Here is an 18,342-nt window from a genome sequence, read left to right as displayed (position 1 = left end):
CGATGAAAGAACAAACAGCATTAAAGAAAGTCGCGGAAATGGCGAGATTGGCTGATAGCTATGTCAGTGCTTGGGGAGATGAGGCAAAAGTGTCTGAGGAGACGCTGCGCCGCTTGCTCGCTTCGCTTGGCTACGATACTAGCAGCGATGAAAAACTATTGGCTTCTGCTGAAAAGAAACATAAAAAAGACGTACTAGCCCCTGTTCTTGTTTTACGCGACGGCGAACCAGTCGAAGTGGAACTAAACCTAGGTACGAGTGCTCGTGAGAGTGAATTCAGCTGGCGTTTAGAAACAGAACAAGGAGAGGTACTTGAAGGCTATCTTCAGTCCCAAATTGTTCGTGATGAGCGTGCTGAGGGTGGCCCTCTAGTGTTTGCATTGCCAAAGAACTTGGCTTGGGGTTATCACAAATTGATTGTCAGCCGTAAGCGTCGTAAAACGCCTTACGAGATGTCATTGATCATCACGCCAAAAGCGTGTTTCAAACAAGACGATCTAAACCAACATAAAAAGCTATGGGGTCCTAGTATCCAGCTTTACACACTGCGTACTCAGCACAACTGGGGTATCGGTGATTTTGGTGACCTAAAACAGTTGGTGAGCGATATCGCTTCTCGTGGCGGTGACTTCATTGGTTTGAACCCGATTCACTCGCTGTTCCCAGCGAACCCAGAAGGTGCGAGCCCATACAGCCCTTCTTCTCGTCGTTGGTTGAATATCATGTACATCGACGTAAGTTCTGTACCTGAATTCGCACTGAGTGCTGAAGCTCAGCAACGTGTTGGCAGTGCAGAGTTTCAACAGCGCCTACAAAAAGTACGTGACTCTCATTGGGTGAACTACACAGAAGTTTCGCAACTGAAAATGAGCGTTCTTCCACTGCTGTTTAGTGAGTTTAAAGCTCGCCATTTAGATAAAAACACCGACCGCGCTCGTGCATTCTTGGACTTTGTAGAAAAAGGTGGCGACAGCTTATTACACCAAGCTGCATTCGATGCGCTTCATGCTGATTTACACGCAGAAGATTCAAACATGTGGGGTTGGCCTGTATTCCCTGAGAAATACCGCACATTCGACGCAGCCGGTACTCAGAAATACATCAAAGACAACCAAGACCGCGTTCACTTGTACATGTACCTACAGTGGATCGCAGACGATCAAATCAAAGAAGCGCAGTCACTGGCAGAAGAAAAAGGCATGGCTGTGGGCTTGTACCGTGACCTTGCTGTCGGTGTTGCCGACTCAGGTAGTGAAACTTGGGCCGACGACGGTAACTTAGTGTTAGACGCCAGCATCGGTGCGCCGCCGGATGTACTTGGTCCTCTGGGTCAAAACTGGGGTCTGCCACCGCTTAACCCTCAAGTTTTAGAAGCGACTGGTTACGACGCGTACATCAAGTTGTTACGTGCCAACATGAAGCACTGTGGTGCACTGCGTATCGACCACGTACTTGGCCTGCTTCGCCTTTGGTGGATTCCAAAAGGCGAGAAAGCGACAGAAGGCGCTTACTTGTACTACCCAGTGGAAGATATGCTCGCAATCCTAGCGCTTGAGTCGCACCGTCATCAGTGCTCTGTGATTGGTGAAGACTTAGGTACTGTGCCAGATGAAATCGTCGATATCCTACGCGATGCAGGTGTGCACTCATACAAAGTGTTCTTCTTCGAAACTTCGAAAGAAGACGGTGGGTTCATTTCTCCGAAGCACTACGCAGAGCAATCGATGGCGGCACTGTGTACGCATGACATGCCAACCCTGCGTGGTTTCTGGCACTGCGATGATTTGAAAATGGGTCGTGAGATTGGCCTTTACCCAGATGAGAAACAGTTGGAAGGCTTATTTGCTGATCGCTTGAAGTGCAAGCAAGGTATCTTAGACAGCGTTCGCTGGCACGGCTATTTGCCAGAAGGCATTGGTCATGATGCTCAGTACGTACCGATGGACTCGTACCTAAGCGAAGCGCTGCAACTGCACGTAGCTGCGGGTGACTCAGCACTGCTTAGCGTTCAGCTTGAAGACTGGCTAGAAATGGATCAACCGGTCAACATTCCTGGCACGGTGGATGAGTATCCAAACTGGCGTCGTAAATTGTCGATGAACCTAGATGAAATCTTCAGCCGTGAAGATGTGAATCGCATTTCCAAACGCCTCACTGAAGTTCGCGCACAGGCGAGCAAATAAGATGCGTAGAGTGACGTAGATGAATGAGCGGATTACCAATTTTGTTAGCTCAGAGGTACGAAAGTTCCGTCTAGGTCACTCATTCCGAAAACACAATCCGTTAGGATGAAGTACCGTTATTATGCCCGCGACAATAGCGGGCATTTTTTGTTTTTGACATCGCTTGATGCATACATGTTTTAAGCGAAGTCTTTTGTGAGTTCACAACGTTGGCTGTGGAGAAACCGATGTTTGATTCAGATTTCTGGTCTTGAAAAGGATATTGGCTCTAGGGAGAAAGATTTGAAAACCACCAAAACCAAGAAAATAAAGAAACAACACGAACGCGCATATGAACTGCTGGCTGAGGCGGCTTACTCTGATCCATTTTCGGCGTTGGGGCCATTCATTGATGATGGCGAAGGATCGCTGCGAGTGTGGATGCCGGGCGCAAACAAGGTTGAACTGCTTGTTAATGGCGAACCTCGCGTAGCGCTTGAGCGTGATGGTGACAGCGGTTTTATCTTAAAAGAACAACGCGATTTACACCTGACCCACTACCGTTTGGCGGTCGATTGGAATGGTGTTGAACAAATTATTGATGACCCGTACCAGTACCACAATATTTACCAAGAGTACGAGCATCTGCATACGCCCAAAGACATGTATCACTATATGGGTGCACACTTTGTCACGCTAGAACGTGGCGGTGAAAACATCTCCGGTGTTCGCTTCCTTGTCTACGCACCGCATGCATCGGCTGTTAGCCTTGTGGGTTGCTTCAACCAATGGGACGGTCGTCGTCACCCAATGCAACGTTTAGATTATGGCATTTGGGGTTTGTTCATTCCTGGCTTAGAAGAAGGCGTTCAGTACAAATTTGAGCTCAAAGGGCCAAATGGGGAAGGGCTGCCACACAAACAAGACCCTTGGGGTTTTTACTCTGAGCAGTACCCATCGTTCGCGTCCATTACTTACGATCACAAGCGTTACCAATGGCAAGATGCCAAATGGCAAAATCGCGCAGTGACACAAAAGCGTGATGAAGCGTTATCATTTTATGAGCTGCATGCAGGGTCATGGAAGCGCAACGAGAAAGGCGATTTCCTCAACTACCGCGAACTCGCGGAGCAGTTGGTGCCATACCTTGTGGATATGGGCTACACCCACGTTGAGCTGATGCCTGTGTCTGAGCATCCATTCTACGGTTCATGGGGCTATCAACCCGTTGGCTTGTTTGCGCCAACCAGCCGTTTTGGCTCACCTGATGATTTCAAATTCTTCGTGGATGCGTGTCACCAAGCTGGTATCGGTGTAGTGCTGGATTGGGTTCCGGCGCACTTCCCATCGGATGATCATGGCTTAGCGAACTTTGATGGTACGCCTCTGTTCCACGACCCGGATCCGCGTCGCGGTTGGCACCAAGATTGGAACTCATACATCTACGATTTAGGCCGTGAACATGTGCGTCGCTTCCTTGTATCGAACGCGCTGTACTGGTTTGAACAATTCCATATTGATGGCATTCGCGTGGACGCTGTCGCGTCGATGCTCTATCTCGATTATTCACGTAGCCACGATCAGTGGGTACCGAACGTCGACGGTGGCAACGAAAACTACGACGCAATCGCAACCTTAAAATGGATGAACGAAGAAGTGTACAAGCACTTCCCGAATGCGATGACGATTGCGGAAGAGTCAACGGCGTTTCCGGGGGTGTCTGCGCCAACCTTTATGGGTGGTTTAGGTTTTGGCTTCAAGTGGAATATGGGGTGGATGCACGACAGTCTTTCATACATCAAAGAAGATCCTGTTCACCGCAAATACCACCACAATACCATCACATTCCCGCTGGTTTATGCGCACAGCGAAAACTACGTCTTGTCTCTCTCTCACGATGAGGTGGTGTACGGAAAAGGCTCTATCCATAACAAGATGCCAGGTGATGAATGGCAGCAAACCGCAAACCTACGTGCATACTACGGTTACATGTATGGTCAACCGGGCAAAAAGCTGAACTTCATGGGCGCGGAAATCGGCCAAACGGCGGAGTGGAACCACGATGATCAGTTGCAATGGTTCTTGTTGGAATACGAACGTCATCAAGGCGTTCAAAAGCTGATGCGTGATTTGAACCACTTGTACCGAAATGAAGCGGCGATGCACGATCAAGATTGTGTTCCTGCTGGTTTTGAGTGGCGTCTACAAGACGAGGCAGATGCAAGCATCCTAGCGCACGAGCGTATCAGTAAAGAGGGTGAGCGTATTCTCATCATCACCAACTTTACGCCCGTACCACACGAGCGTTTCCGTTTAGGTGTTCCAAATGCAGGTCAATACGAACTACTGCTGAACACGGACGACAGCAAATACGGCGGCAGCGATTTTAAAGTGCTGATTAGTGTGAAAACGGAAAAAGTCGAAAGTGAATCACTACCTCAATCACTTGAGCTTCGTTTACCACCACTTTCAACCGTGTTCTACAAGCTGAATAAATAATTCAGTATAATCAAATTCTAAGCCCGTTTTACATTGTAAATCGGGCTTTTTTTGACCTGTTTTTTACCTCAAAAACTTGTTGTTCCTGATTGAATCAGGCAAGCTCGCTGGTTTGTTTATCATCAATCGCTAATGCATTGGGGAACCACTCATGTTGAAAAGGCTTAAGTCATTTCTATTTAAAATGGTGTTGATATTACTGATTGCCCCAATCGTTTTGGTTGGTGTGGTGAAATATGTCGATCCACCAATATGGGGATGGAAGTTAAGCCGCATTGTTGTGCCACCAAAGAACTATCCAGATAGCAGCCAACACGAGTGGGTATCCTTATCGCGTATTTCAAAAAATATGCAGTTAGCGGTGATTGCGACCGAAGACCAAAAATTCCCTCATCATTATGGTGTCGATTTCGAATCGCTATTCGACGTGATTTCCGAGGCAGATGGTAATGGTCCGTCGAGAGGCGCGAGCACCATTACCCAACAAGCTGCGAAAAATGTGTTTTTGTTTCCTTCTCGCTCCTACGTTCGCAAGGCTTACGAGCTTTACTTTGCCTTGCTAATGGAGCTGATGTGGAGCAAAGAGCGCATTCTCGAAGTGTATCTAAATGTGGTTGAATTTGGTCCCGGTATTTACGGTGCTGAAGCAGCAGCGCAGAATTATTTTGGTGTCAGTGCAAAGCAACTCTCGAAGTGGCAAGCAGCGCGTTTAGCCGTGGTGTTGCCAAACCCATATCGAATCAAAGTCTATCCACAAAGTGATTACACTGCTCGCCGCACAAGATGGGCGATGAACCAAATGAGCAATCTTGGCAGCGTGCAACTTTAAGTCCCTCAATCCATTGCGCTTAAATAGAACTACGCCCCTATATCAATAAAATGTGAAGCGTCACAACCTTTGGGGCGTAGGCAATTAGAATGATGTGTTCAGTTTCTTATCTAGGCACAATTAGTGTGAATAAAACTAATAAATGTGCATGGTTACCATGTGCTGCCAATGGACTGAACGATGAAACTGAACCTGATTACCACTACTTTATTGCTTGCGTCGGCAAGTGCCATCGCCGAGCCTAACATCACCATTTCTACCACGACCAACAGCCGTGACTTCCCACTAAGTGCAGAACAGCCTTTGGTTGTGCCTCTAACCAAAGACGGATACACGCTTAAAATCACGGGCGTTGAAGGCGACTGCATTGCCCCCGATGGTCAGAAAGTGAAGTTCAATAAACCTCTTGCGCTGAACTGCGGAAAACCAACGGAACTACCGTTAAAAATCCGCTTTACCGGCGATTACTCTTTTGCTTTTGATGCAGAAGCCAAAACACTGCGTTTTAAGCGTGAACCTAAGAAAGCCGCCAAGAGTGAGTTCAAACGCCCAATTCCACAAGTGCAATGTGAGGTTTACCAAGGCGGAGAAGTCACCATTGCGTTGGGTGATAGCTTCCCAGATGGTACCAAGTTGCGTGATGCCTATTCTGGTCAAATGGTCGAAGTAAAAGATCAGCAAGTATCGCTGACGCCAAGCAAAGACTCTGGCGGCATAGTGCTTTTAGAGCCTGTACAGAAAACCAAAGAAGCGGTGCTATTTGATTACCGAAACGCGAACATTTACTTCGTGATGGTTGACCGTTTCAACAACGCAGACGCAAGTAACGACAACAGTTATGGTCGCAAAAAAGACGGCAAAGAAGAGATAGGTACTTTCCACGGCGGTGACCTTAAAGGCGTGATTGAGAAACTGGATTACATTAAGAGCTTAGGTACAGACGCGATTTGGTTGTCGCCAATCGTTGAGCAAGTGCACGGCTTTGTCGGTGGTGGCGATAGTGGTTCATTTCCGTTTTATGCATACCACGGCTACTGGACGCGCGATTTCACCAAGATTGATGAGAACTTCGGTAACGAAGAAGATTTAAAAACGCTGGTGGAAGAGGCGCACAAACGAGGCCTCAAAGTCTTGATGGATGCGGTTATCAACCATTCTGGTTACTCAACATTGGCGGATCTACAGTTCGACGGTATCGATGTGTTAAAGCCTAATGCCGATCTGCCCAAGAAATGGGGCGACTGGCAACCAAAAACGGGTGAAAATTGGCATAGCTATCACCAGAATATTGATTATCAGAGTCCGAACTGGGCTAAATGGTGGGGCGGCGATTGGGTAAGAACCGGCTTGCCAGGTTACCCAGCTCCGGGCAGTAGCGACATCACCATGTCATTGGCGGGGCTGCCTGACTTTATCACTGAACAAGGCAAAGCTGTAAAACCAGCTCAGTGGCTATTAGATAACCCTGGCACTCGCGTAGAAGCTCGTGACAATTACACCGTCTCGGATTACTTGATTGAGTGGCAAACTGACTGGGTGAAACGCTTCGGTATTGATGGTTATCGCGTCGATACTGTGAAACACGTCGAAGGTGAAGTTTGGAAGCGTCTAAAAGAAGAAGCATCGAACAGCTTAGAACAGTGGCGTAAAGAAAATGGCAAATCAGGTCAGCCGTTCTGGATGATGGGCGAAGTCTGGGGACACACCGCGTATCGCAGCCCTTATTTCGATGATGGTTTTGATGCGTTGATCAACTTCGATATGCAGAAGAAGCTAGACAAAGGCGCGGCGTGCTTTAGCCAAATGGCAGACACTTACCAAAGCTATGCGGACACTATCGCGAACGAGAAAGACTTCAACCCAGTCAGTTACATGTCTTCTCACGATACGGAGTTGTTCTTCTCTCGCTTCAAAGACTACGGCATGCAGCGTAACGCCGCGAATGCACTGCTTCTGAGCCCAGGTGCGGTTCAGGTTTACTACGGTGACGAAGTGGGTCGTAACATTGGTCCTTACGCGGATGATTTCCACCAAGGCACACGTTCAGATATGGTTTGGAAACTATCGGATGAGAAGCAAGCGCTGCTCAAACATTGGCAAACCCTTGGTCAGTTCCGTCAAGCACACCCTGCCATTGGCGCAGGTCAGCATCGAGTGATTGAACAAGAAGACGCGTATGTGTTCTCTCGCTCGCTTGGCAATGACAAAGTCGTCGTGGCGTTTGTAGGACGTAATAAGTAACTAAACGCTCTTTATGTCGATAAATAAAAAGCCCTTCCTTGAGTTATCAAGGAAGGGCTTTGTTGTTTTAGTTCGCCAGTTCTTGGTCGATGACTTTTTCTAGCTCGTCAAACGGCACATAGCCAGGAATGACTTGATCATTAATGATCAACGCAGGCGTGCCGCGTAAACCAAGTTGCGTGAAATACTGATAGTTCTTATCAAGCAGCGCTTTGGTCTCTTTGTCGTCGACAAGCTGCGCTTCTGTCCCCGTTTTTTTCGCGATTTGTTTTAACGAACGTGCATCATGTGCGCCCGGTTTTTTCACCAGTAACTCATGCACTTGTTCGTACTTATCTCGCTGGTTTTGCCAAACATTTAATGCGTAACTTGCCGAGTTGTAGCCGTTTTTCTCGTATTGTTCTTTAAAAGAGACATTGAGGTTAAGCACTTTTATCTGCGGATATTCTTTGCCAACTTTGACCAGTTCTCCTTCTAAGCGTTTACAAAAAGGGCAACTGTAGTCCGTTACGTTAATAATGGTTAACTCAGGGTTTTCAGCTCCAAAAGAGGAATGTTTGCCATCACTTAGATAGTGACGAACCTCCTTCAAGGTGTCTCCAAATGACTGTTGATACGCAATGTACTCTTGAAGGTTTTGGTGTAATGAATCAAGAATTTGAGGATTCTCTTTTAGTATCTGAGTAACTTCCTCTAGCTTTTGTTCTGCGGTCTTTTCTGATGCGAAAGATACGGCAGGTACGATAGCCATCGTTAACGTCAAAAGTGTACGAGTGAATGTCATAATATTTCCTAAAACTTTTAGATTTCGTTGTTTGTTATGTGAAGTGAATAAAATACGTACAAAAGTCAGGCGAGAAGATCTTTCGCCTTGCTAGGTTTATTCTCTAAACACGCAAAGTTTTAGGTGAACCCGATACTTTTCCGGTATCGGTTCTGTGTATTCCAGATAATGAATTGCTGTGGATGCCATCGGCAGCGCCACAATCAAAGCAAACAGAAAAAATGGAATAAGAATATGGTCCAACTGGTGTTGGTACGCTTGAACTAGCTTCTCTGAAAGGTCGCAAGATGGTGATAAATTCACACTTTCATCTTGCTGACTCTGTATTTGGTGAGCCTTAGGGCAGCTTTTCGAGAAGCCGGAATTTTGGCTTAAACATACCATCACCACCCAAAACACGAGGGCGAGTGTCCACTTGGCTATTTTAGGTTGTGAGCGTAACAATGGGCTGCCTAGTCCTGTTGATTCTGGTTTATGCCGTTTGAATATGACCGGACAATCCTAACCTAAATTTCATTATGGAATGTTACTTTCGAGTTAATCGATATCGCCTCAATGCCAAAGTATGAAGTACGTCATGAATGTTGTAGAAAGCAATATTCGTTGGAATCATTGGTCTGATTGATGAAGAAGTCCAGAGGTATCGATATAGATTAATATACCTAATTGTTAGCACAAATTTTTATTATCTTTCAAATGTGATTAAAATCATAAAACAAAACTTCATAACTGAGTCGCTAGAATGTTCGGCAGGCGGATTGATTTTGATCATCTCTCTAGCACATTATTCGAGTGAACATATGTGTCCTGTCCCACATGTGTAGGTAATGTTATGAAAAATCCTGTTCAAACCGAGCGCAAGGTTACGCTGGGGTGCTACGTTGCACTGGCGTTTGCGGTCGTCTTCTTTTCTGGTCTCATGCAATCGAACGAATGGTATGGCGTATTTGATTTCACCACGTTGAATGGCTCTTTCGGCAAGGTGGCTTATGGTGTCACCGAAACGGCTGACGGTGTGCAAGTTGCAACAACGTCGCTTCGTGGTACTGGTGGTAGCGGTGCACGTGACGGTTTCATTTTTGCACTTACTTTGATTCCTACCGTTATGTTTGCACTGGGTATGATCAATGTACTTGAGCACTATGGTGCGCTTGAAGCAGCTCGTAAGCTTCTTACTCCTCTTCTACGTCCTCTAATGGGCATCCCAGGTAACTCTGGTTTGGCTCTTATCGCTTCGCTGCAAAGTACCGATGCAGGTGCGGCGATGACTCGTCAGCTTAAAGATGAAGGCCATCTTACCAAACGCGAAACCGATGTGTTCACTATGTTCCAGTTCACCGCTGGTGCCACCATTGTTAACTTTTTTTCCTCAGGGGCGGTGCTGTTTACGCTGACGATGGCGAATGGTTCGCTTGCCGTAACGTCTTCTATTGGTTTGGCGGTTGTGGTGATGTTCTTGTTTAAAATTGTGGGCGCGAACTTATTCCGTATCTACCTAAACATCACAGAAGGTAAAGAAGACAAGCAAGATCAAAACAAATCTGAGAACTTAAAAGAGGAGACGGCGTAATGAGTGACGTAAAAGTAAGTAAGCCGATGGTGACAGATATTTTCGTTGAAGGCGCTAAAAAAGGCTGGGTTATTGCGACAACATCAACTGTGCCTAACGTTCTTATGGCGTTTGTCATCATTAAAGCGTTGCAGATTACTGGCGCGTTGGATTTGATGGGCTCGGTATTTTCTCCAGTAATGGCAGTTTTTGGTTTGCCAGGTGAAGCGGCTGCGGTGCTGATTGGTGCTTGGATGTCGATGGGCGGCGCAGTTGGCGTGGTTATCACATTGTTTGACCAAGGCATCTTGAACGGAACGCACATTGCGATTCTTGCGCCTGCAATTTACCTAATGGGCTCACAGGTTCAGTACATGGGTCGAATTATGGGACCTATCGGTACTGAAGGTCGTTATATCCCAATCATGATTGCGATTTCCGTATTGAACGCATTTGGCGCAATGCTAGTCATGAACTTGTTTGTTTAGGGGGCAATCATGCAGTTTTCTCTCAATGAATATCTCGAAGAACTTCGTCCTCTCATTAATGTCGATTGTGGTACGTACACCACTGATGGCATTGAGTTCATCGCTTCTCAATTTGAAGAGAAGTACCAAGCGATGTCAGGTTGGAGCGTAAAACGCATCGACTGTGGCAGAGCGGGTATCGGTCTTGAAGTTCGAAACAAGCCTGAGGCTGAGCAAGTTGACGTGATGCTGATTGGTCACATGGATACAGTGTTCCCTGTCGGCACCGCAGAGTTACGTCCTATGTCTCAAGACGCTGAAAAAGCGTACGGTCCGGGTGTCTCGGACATGAAATCTGGCTTGCTGAATATTGTGTACGCGATGCGTAACCTCGACCAAGCGGTGTTGGATAAACTGTCGATTTGTATCTGCATGAACCCAGACGAAGAAACCGGATCGTTAGATTCGGTCGACTGGATTCAATCTGTTGCAAAAAATGCGAAGAACGTATTGGTGGCAGAAGCAGCACGTGCAGACGGCGGTTTAGTCAAAGCGCGCAAAGGCATGGCGCGTTACAAAATTACGTTTAACGGCGTGGCGGCGCACGCTGGCAACGAGCCAGAAAATGGCCGCAGTGCAATTACCGAGATGGCGAACTGGATTCTCGCAATCAATGCCATGACGAACTTCGAATCTGGTACCACATTAAACGTGGGTATTGTGTCTGGCGGTAACGGCGCAAACATCGTCCCTGAGCACGCTGAAGCGATCGTGGATGTGCGTTTCTGGAATAACGATGAGTACGACGATGTTGATAGCAAGCTAAACGGCATGCTGGAGACACCATTTGTTGATGGCGTTAGCATCGAGTTGGTTCGTGAAGCTTACAAACCTTCTATGGTGCCAAGCGCGCAAACTGAAAGCTTGATGGCATTAGTTGAAGAAGCCGCAAGTGAACTGGCTATCGACATCAACTGGAAAGAAGTGGGTGGCGGCTCTGATGCAAACAATACGGCAATTCTTGGCATTCCAACTTTGGATGGTCTAGGACCTATCGGTGCAGGTTTCCACAGTGACCAAGAGTACTTGTTGCTTGAGTCTATCGAACCACGTATCAAAATGCTGATGCGTGTACTGGAGAAGATAGCTCAGTAGCGAACTCGACAACTTAGTTCCCAACATCACGATCCCCAGACTTCGGTTTGGGGATTTTTCTATCTGTGTTTTTGTTTCACTTTACTATCATTTCTTGTTATTAATCTTGCGTTCAGGTTCGATTTATTAATATGTTGGCCACAGTCATAAATTTCGGAGGCAACGATGAGCACAACAATGTCTGTAAAGTCGGCGCCGAAAGACGCCAAAGATCAAACGATGCAAGCGCCAGATGAGAAAACATTCTGGCGAAAAATGAAAGGGTCGGTTAAGAAAGCGGGTGAAGAAATTGCCGTAATGGGCATAAAATCATGGCTCGCGATGACAGATTCCAACACCGCCGTTCGCCATAAGGCGATTTTAGGTGGCGCATTGGCTTACTTCGTATTACCCACCGATATGGTGCCAGATGTGTTAGCAGGCGTCGGCTTTACCGATGACATGGCAGCGCTTACCTTAGCCGCTAACTCAGTCGGCAATGCCATTACTGAAGAACACGAAGAACGAGCCAGAGAAAAATTGAATTCGATGGCGGATTAGAAAGAGCGTTTCTAGACGCGGAGAAAACAAAAGCCCCGATGTTTCCATCGGGGCTTTTGTTTTAGACAGGACTATATAATTTCAGAATGGTAATCGTAAAACGATTTAGGCGTCAGCGCGTTTAAGATGCACTTCTTCTTCGGCTACGCCTGCCATTGGATCGTTGAAGCGAGCTTCATCCAATGCGCCTTCTGATTTTGCGACAATGACGGTAACTGCACTGTCACCAGTTATGTTTACCGCAGTACGAATCATATCAAGTAGACGGTCAACACCCATGATGAGCGCGATACCTTCAAGCGGCAGACCAACTTGGTTCAATACCATGGCTAGCATTACAAGGCCAACACCAGGGACACCCGCAGTACCGATAGATGCTAATGTAGCTGTCATGATTACCATTAGGTAATCGCCCATAGTTAAATCAATATTGAAGGCTTGAGCAATAAAGGCGGTTGCTACACCTTGCATGATCGCCGTACCGTCCATGTTCACGGTTGCACCAAGTGGTACTGTGAACGATGATACGCGGTTCTCAACCCCCATACGGTGCTTAGCCGTTTCCATTGTCACTGGAATCGTCGCGTTTGATGATGCGGTCGAGAAAGCAAACATGATCGCGTCTTCCATCTTACGTAGGAACGTAATTGGATTTAGACCAGTGAAACCTTTTAACATTAAGCTGTAAGTGACTAGGCCGTGCAGGACAAGCGTACCCGCCAGTACTAAGAAGTACTCCGCCAGATTGACGATTGCGCCCAGACCAAGACCAGTAAATAGCTTCGCCATTAAGAAGAACACACCATAAGGCGCCAAGTTCATCAAAATCGCAACCAGTTTCATGATCACTTCATTCAGATCAGAGAAGAACGCTGCAATACGTTCACCAGGTTTGCCTGCTGCGCTGATCGCGATACCAAATAGCACCGCAAACACAATAACTTGCAGGGTTTTACCTTCAGCCATCGCACTGATAGGGTTGGTTGGGAACATATCGATGATCACCTGACCCAAAGATGGTGCTTCTGCTGATTTGAATGAACTTGCTGCGGTTAGGTCAGCGCCAGCACCTGGCTGGAACAGAGTACCCATAGTTAGAGCAAGCGTAATCGCGATAGCCGTTGTTGTAACGTAGAAAGCGAGGGTTTTACCACCCATGCGACCCAGTGTAGAAAGGTCTTTGAGGGAGCTAGTACCACAAACTAGTGAAACAAACACTAGAGGGACTACGAGCATTTTTAAGCTGGCGACGAAGATCTGTCCACCAACTTCAAATAATCCATTAACAATGTATGCGTCGACAAATCCGTTGCCGGCAAAAAGTGTGCGAATTGCAAATCCTGTCAAGATACCCGCTACCATACCCAAAATTACGCGGCTGGTTAGCGACATCGGTTTCTTGGTATTCATGAGAACACTCCTTATAGTTATGCACCTTGAGTTCACTTCAAAGCGGCGAGCAGAGTAGCAGTGGAGTGAGAAAATACGAAAGAATAATCCTCTAAATGGTTAATAGATGTGAACTTTATCACTAATAAAAATAGAGTTTTAACCAAATCTTAACTATTTGACTGGTCGAAAAGTTTGTATTTTAACACTTTTATCGAACATACAACCGATAAGAAGGAGTGTTTACATTTATTTTTGGTAGTAAATGGAGTGCATATTATCTTTAAGGAGTGTTGCTCTTGCATAACTATCTAGATTTTATTCAGGCTAGAAGCCGTCTCTTTTTGACTGTTTTTGTATTGGGCTGAACACAAGGGGCTAACGAGCCGTCTATGCCCCTGCTTATGTTACCTATCCGCTGAATCAATGATGGTTGGTCAATGTAGATAATTGGAGGTGATCCCAACTCCAATAATTCTGATTGGTATTGCTAATACCCCCAACCCAATAGCATTGCTTCGCTAGCATGAAGCCTTCCAAACAATGCTGACCAGCCTCAGTGATATGGACGCTCTGTTCCCACCAGTCCCTTTCACGTGACTCAATCGTGATTAAAGGCGTTTGACATTGTGCTAGAGGGAGGAGTAAAGCGTAAAACATCACATCACCCAGGTAAGGTAGAGGTTCACGTTGTTTATATTGCTCAAACCAATCTTTGATGAGAATTGAACGATTTTGAGAACTTAGGGCCTCTAATGCAATCTGCTGAGTCAAGCTTAATCCTGTTTGTGAATGAGGTAACTCTTGCATATGGCGTATTAGCACGTTGAGCATATTGGGTAAGCAATCTAGATCATGCTGCTCGATCAAATTAACCATAGAGATGGGTGTCGGTGATGTGACAGCGTGCCAGGAATGTTTAGCCTGACTGAATAATTTGGCTGTCACGGGTTTACGGTATTGCCAACAAGCGCGAATAGCCTCTTTAGGCAACTGCCCCAAACCCATGAATCGCTCAGTGCCAGGGAACTGGTTCAACTCAATGATCTCTATCACCTTGTTTTCTACATTCTCTAACAAGGTTAGGGCACGAAGCAGCATTAATTGGTCATAGCTGTCATGTTCGACCCAAAAGACGATTCGTTCAAATGTATCACTGAGCAGCGTATCAATATTAGCTTGCTCAAATTTGACAATATCCTGCACTGAATCTTCACGCTTCATCACGGGCAGCAGAGTCTCTACGACATATTGGGCACGAATGGCAAGGTAGTTTTGTGGTGTTGCTGGTATGGGGCCAATACAAAGCGGATCTATTAGGGCTAAAAACGTTCCCTCGAATCCGCTGTCTTTAAGCCGTTGCTGAATATCATGCCCACAGCGGACATGGAGCGTTTTTAGCTCGCTATCAAGAGGAGGGAAGTGTTTTTTGATGGCGTCTTTGTGAGCTTCTAACTCTTCGACATGCGCTTTTAATTTACTCCAACTTGGTAAACCTAATTCTCTGGCTAGCGAATGTTGAACGTCAGCTAATTGAATTGTATTGGGAGCCAATGATTCTGGTTTGGAGTGAAATTGTTTAACTCGATCCAACATCTCATCATTGTGTTGACGTATAGCTTTGAGCCTTTTTTTAGCAACGGATTTTTGTTGGTTAATGTTGATTAAGAAGCTATTTGTAGAGTTCATTTTTCACCTTTCTTATCTCTTCCACACTCGCCTAAATAGAAGCTAAAAAGAAGGTAAAAACAGATTGTGCCTGCTACACAGAGCAGGGTAGAAGAGTTGCCGTGAACCAAGTTCTTTCCGCGAGTGTTGGGGGCTTTAGGCGTGAGCAGGCTGATAGTAGAGTTTCACAATCCATCATGCAACTGTTCATGAGAGAGCCGCATCACAAAATATCAGCCCCATTAAAGAAGTGCTGAATAGTTTGACAGCCAATGTCTATGTAGATGCTAACAACCATCCGTTTTCTAGTAGATATGCATTACAGGATCAAATAATAAAAAAGCCCTGCTAGGTCTAGCAGGGCTTTGTAATACATGTAGATATTAATTACTCGCTCTTGTAAGCGTAGTTATAGTAACCGTAACCATATCCGTATGAGTTTGACGCTTTTTTCTCAACGGCGTTTAGAATCACGCCTTTTACTTCCACGCCGGATTGTTCAAAGCGGCCTTGTGCGACTTCAATTTCCTTCAAAGTCGTTTGATCAAAACGAGCTACCATCAGTGTTGTTCCTGCGATTGCACCAACAATGCTTGGGTCGGTAACCGCGAGTACAGGCGGCGTATCGATGATCACAAGATCGTACTGTGCCGACATTTCGTCAACAAAGCTCTTAAAGCGAGGATGCATCAAAAGCTCTGACGGGTTTGGTGGTACTTGGCCACGAGTAACCACATCTAGATTGTCGATGGATGTTGATTTAATGATATTGCTATGGGATGTCTTGCCGCTCAAATAATCAGAAAGACCGTTATCCCAACGTAAACCAAAACATTGCTGCAAATAACCTTTACGCATATCTGCATCGATAAGCAGTACTTTCTGACCTGTTTTCGCAGCGACGGCTGCAAAGTTTGTCGATACGAACGTTTTACCGATAGATGGTGCTGGACCTGAAATCATAAGAACGTTGTTCTTCGCTTCCATCATCGCAAAGTGCAGGCTAGTACGAAGACTACGCAGGGCCTCGATGGAAAGATCGGCCGGGTTAGCTTCAGCAAGAAGGACTAGCTCATCGTTGCTGCCTTTGTTTCGTTTAAGCTTGTTTGCAAATTCCAGTTGTTGAATAGATTTTGGAACGCTAGCGTAAACAGGCATACCAATCTGCTCAATTTGATCTGGTGTTTCTACACCACGGTGGAATGCCGCACGAATTAATACGAAAGCCACGCCTGCCATGCCGCCAAGCAGTGTTGCTAGCACAACGATAAGCGCTTTTTTCGGCTTGATTGGCTTAGAGAACGATTGAGCGTTATCTAAGATTCGAACGTTGCCAACGGTTCCTGCTTTAATGATGTTGAGCTCTTGAACCTTGTTCAGTAGCTGGATGTAGATTTGTTGGTTTACTTCTACATCGCGCGTCATGCGTAGAACTTCACGCTGTGTTTTCGGTAACTTTTGAACTTGTTTATTAAGACGCTCTTTCTCTTTGAGTAGCGTCTCACGTTTATCAAGCAGAGACTTATAAGCCGGGTGATCTTGTGTAAAGCGCTGGCTGATTTCACTCTCTTTGAATGTCAGCTCATTTAACTGCGCTTCTAATTCAACCATCACTTTCAGCGTTGATTGAGCTTCAAGGCCTAAGTCGATAGATTCATTTTCTTGACGGAATCGATTTAAAACGTCTTCAGAAGCGGTCAGTTTTGTTTTGATGTCTGGAAGGTGACCTTTCAAGAACTCGAGACTTTGCTCTGCCTCTGCTGAGTTTCTTTGAACGTTTTGCAAGAAGTAGTTCTGGCTAATGTCGTTCAAGATAGCTTGAATCTTAGCGCGATCTTCACCAGAGAAGCTTAAAGAAATAATCCCGGTTTGCTTACCACGTTCGCTTATCGATAAGTTTTCTTGAAGTTTATTAATTGCATCTAATTTGCTGACTTTACTCACGGTAAACGATGCGCCGTCTTGCGCTATCATTTCTGTAGCTAAGAATTGATAGCCGTTCTTTTCAATGAGCTCGCCAACCTTACCTTCTAAAATGACGTTATTGTCATCTTCTATAAGTCTGAACGTCTGTTTTTCAGAATCAATAACTTCGAGAGTTAGAGGAATTCCAACTGCGTAGGAAGGGGTATTAAATCGTGAAACGCTCAGACTGATTTGTTCGCCTTGCAGTCGAGCTAAGCCCTTACCGATGATAGGGATGTAATTCGGAGAGACGACCGTGGTTAAGTTGAACTTATCAACGGTACCACCCAAAATCATACGAGATTTAATGATCTCAATTTCTGTTGTCGCTGATGACTCTGCTGAAAACAGCTCTCCCATATCACCAACCATCGCTGAAATACCACCGGAGCTCTTACTTTCAATTTGGATAAGAGCGTCAGCTTTGTAGATAGGTGTTGATAGAATGGCAACGCCGACGCCTATAATTGAAAATAGGACTACGGTACATAGAATGAGCCATTTGGCATCAAGAATGATCCCAAATAACTTTCCCAAATCGATCTCATCGTCGGCTTGACGTGATTGCTTAATAGTTTGTGTTGTCATTACTTTAACTTCTTAAATACCTTGCCATTGGCGTTTATTTATTTAGCCTTGCGGCTTATAGTTTTTGAGACCACGCTTTTGCTGCTTTTTCTATAAGCGTATAAGCATGTTCGAAGGCTTCTCTACTTTGTCTGTATGGATCAGGAATGTTTTTTTCACTTATCCATTGTCCAAACAGCATCGTTTTGCCTCGTGCCTCAGGAGCGACTTTGGTTAAGGCTTCTAAATGACCTTTTTCCATAACCAATATCAGATCGTATTGAGCGCAAAGCTCAGGTGTTAATTGTCGTGCTTCGTGTCCATCTAAGCTTACGTCATGTTCGTTCGCGATGGTGGTTGCCATATCATCAGCAGCTTTTCCTGTTAAATGACTTTTATCCACCGCGATTCCCGCTGACGCGACATGTTTGTTTGGTAGTAAAGACTGCAAAAGCCGCTCTCCTGTTGGAGAGCGGCAAATATTACCTACACAGACGACAAGAATATTAGAAAACAAATGCTTACCC

14 protein-coding genes are annotated in these 18,342 nt (G+C 45.8%); 8 read left to right on the top strand and 6 right to left on the bottom strand.

What is annotated here, in order from left to right; translation table 11 throughout:
• The first annotated feature begins 2 nt into the window (after positions 1–2).
• The 4 genes from malQ (at position 3) to EX191_RS11800 (ending at position 7,731) form a co-directional block, all read left to right on the top strand.
• Positions 3–2,183: a 4-alpha-glucanotransferase gene (gene malQ, locus EX191_RS11815; protein ID WP_193447810.1), complete on the top strand. Its 2,181-nt coding sequence runs from the start codon at positions 3–5 to the stop codon at positions 2,181–2,183.
• A gap of 282 nt (positions 2,184–2,465) precedes the next feature.
• Positions 2,466–4,661 carry a 1,4-alpha-glucan branching protein GlgB gene (gene glgB, locus EX191_RS11810; protein WP_414718291.1) on the top strand — a complete coding sequence of 732 codons (2,196 nt, stop codon included), beginning with the start codon at positions 2,466–2,468 and terminating at the stop codon, positions 4,659–4,661.
• 151 nt (positions 4,662–4,812) lie between these two features.
• Entirely contained in the window at positions 4,813–5,490 is a 678-nt protein-coding gene (gene mtgA, locus EX191_RS11805) for a monofunctional biosynthetic peptidoglycan transglycosylase (RefSeq protein WP_085342505.1), read from the top strand.
• 180 nt (positions 5,491–5,670) lie between these two features.
• Positions 5,671–7,731, top strand: a complete 2,061-nt coding sequence (locus EX191_RS11800) for an alpha-amylase (RefSeq protein ID WP_193447808.1) — start codon at positions 5,671–5,673, stop codon at positions 7,729–7,731.
• A gap of 67 nt (positions 7,732–7,798) precedes the next feature.
• Here EX191_RS11800 and EX191_RS11795 read toward each other — a convergent pair whose 3' ends face one another.
• Both EX191_RS11795 and EX191_RS11790 read right to left on the bottom strand, forming a co-directional pair.
• A complete protein-coding gene (locus tag EX191_RS11795; protein ID WP_161444287.1) occupies positions 7,799–8,515 on the bottom strand; it encodes a DsbA family protein in 717 nt (238 codons plus the stop codon).
• Positions 8,516–8,611: 96 nt separating this feature from the next.
• Positions 8,612–8,899, bottom strand: a complete 288-nt coding sequence (locus tag EX191_RS11790) for a hypothetical protein (protein ID WP_084742283.1) — start codon at positions 8,897–8,899, stop codon at positions 8,612–8,614.
• A 448-nt stretch (positions 8,900–9,347) separates the two neighbouring features.
• Between EX191_RS11790 and EX191_RS11785 the strand changes: the two genes are divergently transcribed.
• The 4 genes from EX191_RS11785 (at position 9,348) to EX191_RS11770 (ending at position 12,226) form a co-directional block, all read left to right on the top strand.
• The gene (locus tag EX191_RS11785; RefSeq protein WP_193447807.1) at positions 9,348–10,085 is read left to right on the top strand and encodes a nucleoside recognition domain-containing protein; all 738 of its coding nucleotides are present in this window, start codon (positions 9,348–9,350) and stop codon (positions 10,083–10,085) included.
• Positions 10,085–10,552, top strand: a complete 468-nt coding sequence (locus EX191_RS11780) for a YjiG family protein (protein ID WP_005458317.1) — start codon at positions 10,085–10,087, stop codon at positions 10,550–10,552. Before EX191_RS11785 ends, EX191_RS11780 begins: the two co-directional genes overlap by 1 nt.
• Before the next feature lie 9 nt (positions 10,553–10,561).
• Positions 10,562–11,686 (top strand): M20 family metallopeptidase, encoded by a 1,125-nt coding sequence (locus EX191_RS11775; RefSeq protein WP_193447806.1) that lies wholly within the window; start codon positions 10,562–10,564, stop codon positions 11,684–11,686.
• A 165-nt stretch (positions 11,687–11,851) separates the two neighbouring features.
• On the top strand, positions 11,852–12,226 hold the full coding sequence (locus tag EX191_RS11770; RefSeq protein ID WP_074190348.1) for a YkvA family protein: 375 nt from the start codon (positions 11,852–11,854) through the stop codon (positions 12,224–12,226).
• Between the two features lie 105 nt (positions 12,227–12,331).
• Here the strand turns inward: EX191_RS11770 and EX191_RS11765 are convergent, their stop codons facing one another.
• The 4 genes from EX191_RS11765 to EX191_RS11750 form a co-directional block, all read right to left on the bottom strand.
• Positions 12,332–13,636 (bottom strand): dicarboxylate/amino acid:cation symporter, encoded by a 1,305-nt coding sequence (locus EX191_RS11765; RefSeq protein WP_005397791.1) that lies wholly within the window; start codon positions 13,634–13,636, stop codon positions 12,332–12,334.
• Between the two features lie 402 nt (positions 13,637–14,038).
• Positions 14,039–15,304 (bottom strand): DUF1835 domain-containing protein, encoded by a 1,266-nt coding sequence (locus EX191_RS11760; RefSeq protein WP_193447805.1) that lies wholly within the window; start codon positions 15,302–15,304, stop codon positions 14,039–14,041.
• Between the two features lie 366 nt (positions 15,305–15,670).
• Complete coding sequence (locus EX191_RS11755) at positions 15,671–17,836, bottom strand: polysaccharide biosynthesis tyrosine autokinase (protein ID WP_193447804.1); 2,166 nt, start codon at positions 17,834–17,836, stop codon at positions 15,671–15,673.
• A 55-nt stretch (positions 17,837–17,891) separates the two neighbouring features.
• Positions 17,892–18,332, bottom strand: coding sequence for an arsenate reductase/protein-tyrosine-phosphatase family protein (locus EX191_RS11750; RefSeq protein ID WP_193447803.1), 441 nt, complete (start codon positions 18,330–18,332; stop codon positions 17,892–17,894).
• Positions 18,333–18,342 lie beyond the last annotated feature (10 nt).

Origin of the sequence: Vibrio chemaguriensis (assembly GCF_012275705.1) — a bacterium.
Classification (GTDB): Bacteria; Pseudomonadota; Gammaproteobacteria; order Enterobacterales; family Vibrionaceae; genus Vibrio; species Vibrio diabolicus.
The sequence above is the reverse complement of the archived record's forward strand: the minus strand, read 5'-3'. Positions and strand labels throughout refer to the sequence as shown.

What these genes read in the sequence shown, in the direction of transcription:
- EX191_RS11795 (WP_161444287.1), bottom strand. Translation starts at nt 8,515, where the DNA reads ATGACATTCACTCGTACACTTTTGACGTTAACGATGGCTATCGTACCT.
- EX191_RS11755 (WP_193447804.1), bottom strand. Translation starts at nt 17,836, where the DNA reads ATGACAACACAAACTATTAAGCAATCACGTCAAGCCGACGATGAGATC.
- EX191_RS11770 (WP_074190348.1), top strand. Translation starts at nt 11,852, where the DNA reads ATGAGCACAACAATGTCTGTAAAGTCGGCGCCGAAAGACGCCAAAGAT.
- EX191_RS11780 (WP_005458317.1), top strand. Translation starts at nt 10,085, where the DNA reads ATGAGTGACGTAAAAGTAAGTAAGCCGATGGTGACAGATATTTTCGTT.
- EX191_RS11785 (WP_193447807.1), top strand. Translation starts at nt 9,348, where the DNA reads ATGAAAAATCCTGTTCAAACCGAGCGCAAGGTTACGCTGGGGTGCTAC.
- mtgA (WP_085342505.1), top strand. Translation starts at nt 4,813, where the DNA reads ATGTTGAAAAGGCTTAAGTCATTTCTATTTAAAATGGTGTTGATATTA.
- EX191_RS11775 (WP_193447806.1), top strand. Translation starts at nt 10,562, where the DNA reads ATGCAGTTTTCTCTCAATGAATATCTCGAAGAACTTCGTCCTCTCATT.
- EX191_RS11765 (WP_005397791.1), bottom strand. Translation starts at nt 13,636, where the DNA reads ATGAATACCAAGAAACCGATGTCGCTAACCAGCCGCGTAATTTTGGGT.
- EX191_RS11790 (WP_084742283.1), bottom strand. Translation starts at nt 8,899, where the DNA reads ATGGTATGTTTAAGCCAAAATTCCGGCTTCTCGAAAAGCTGCCCTAAG.
- EX191_RS11760 (WP_193447805.1), bottom strand. Translation starts at nt 15,304, where the DNA reads ATGAACTCTACAAATAGCTTCTTAATCAACATTAACCAACAAAAATCC.
- EX191_RS11800 (WP_193447808.1), top strand. Translation starts at nt 5,671, where the DNA reads ATGAAACTGAACCTGATTACCACTACTTTATTGCTTGCGTCGGCAAGT.
- malQ (WP_193447810.1), top strand. Translation starts at nt 3, where the DNA reads ATGAAAGAACAAACAGCATTAAAGAAAGTCGCGGAAATGGCGAGATTG.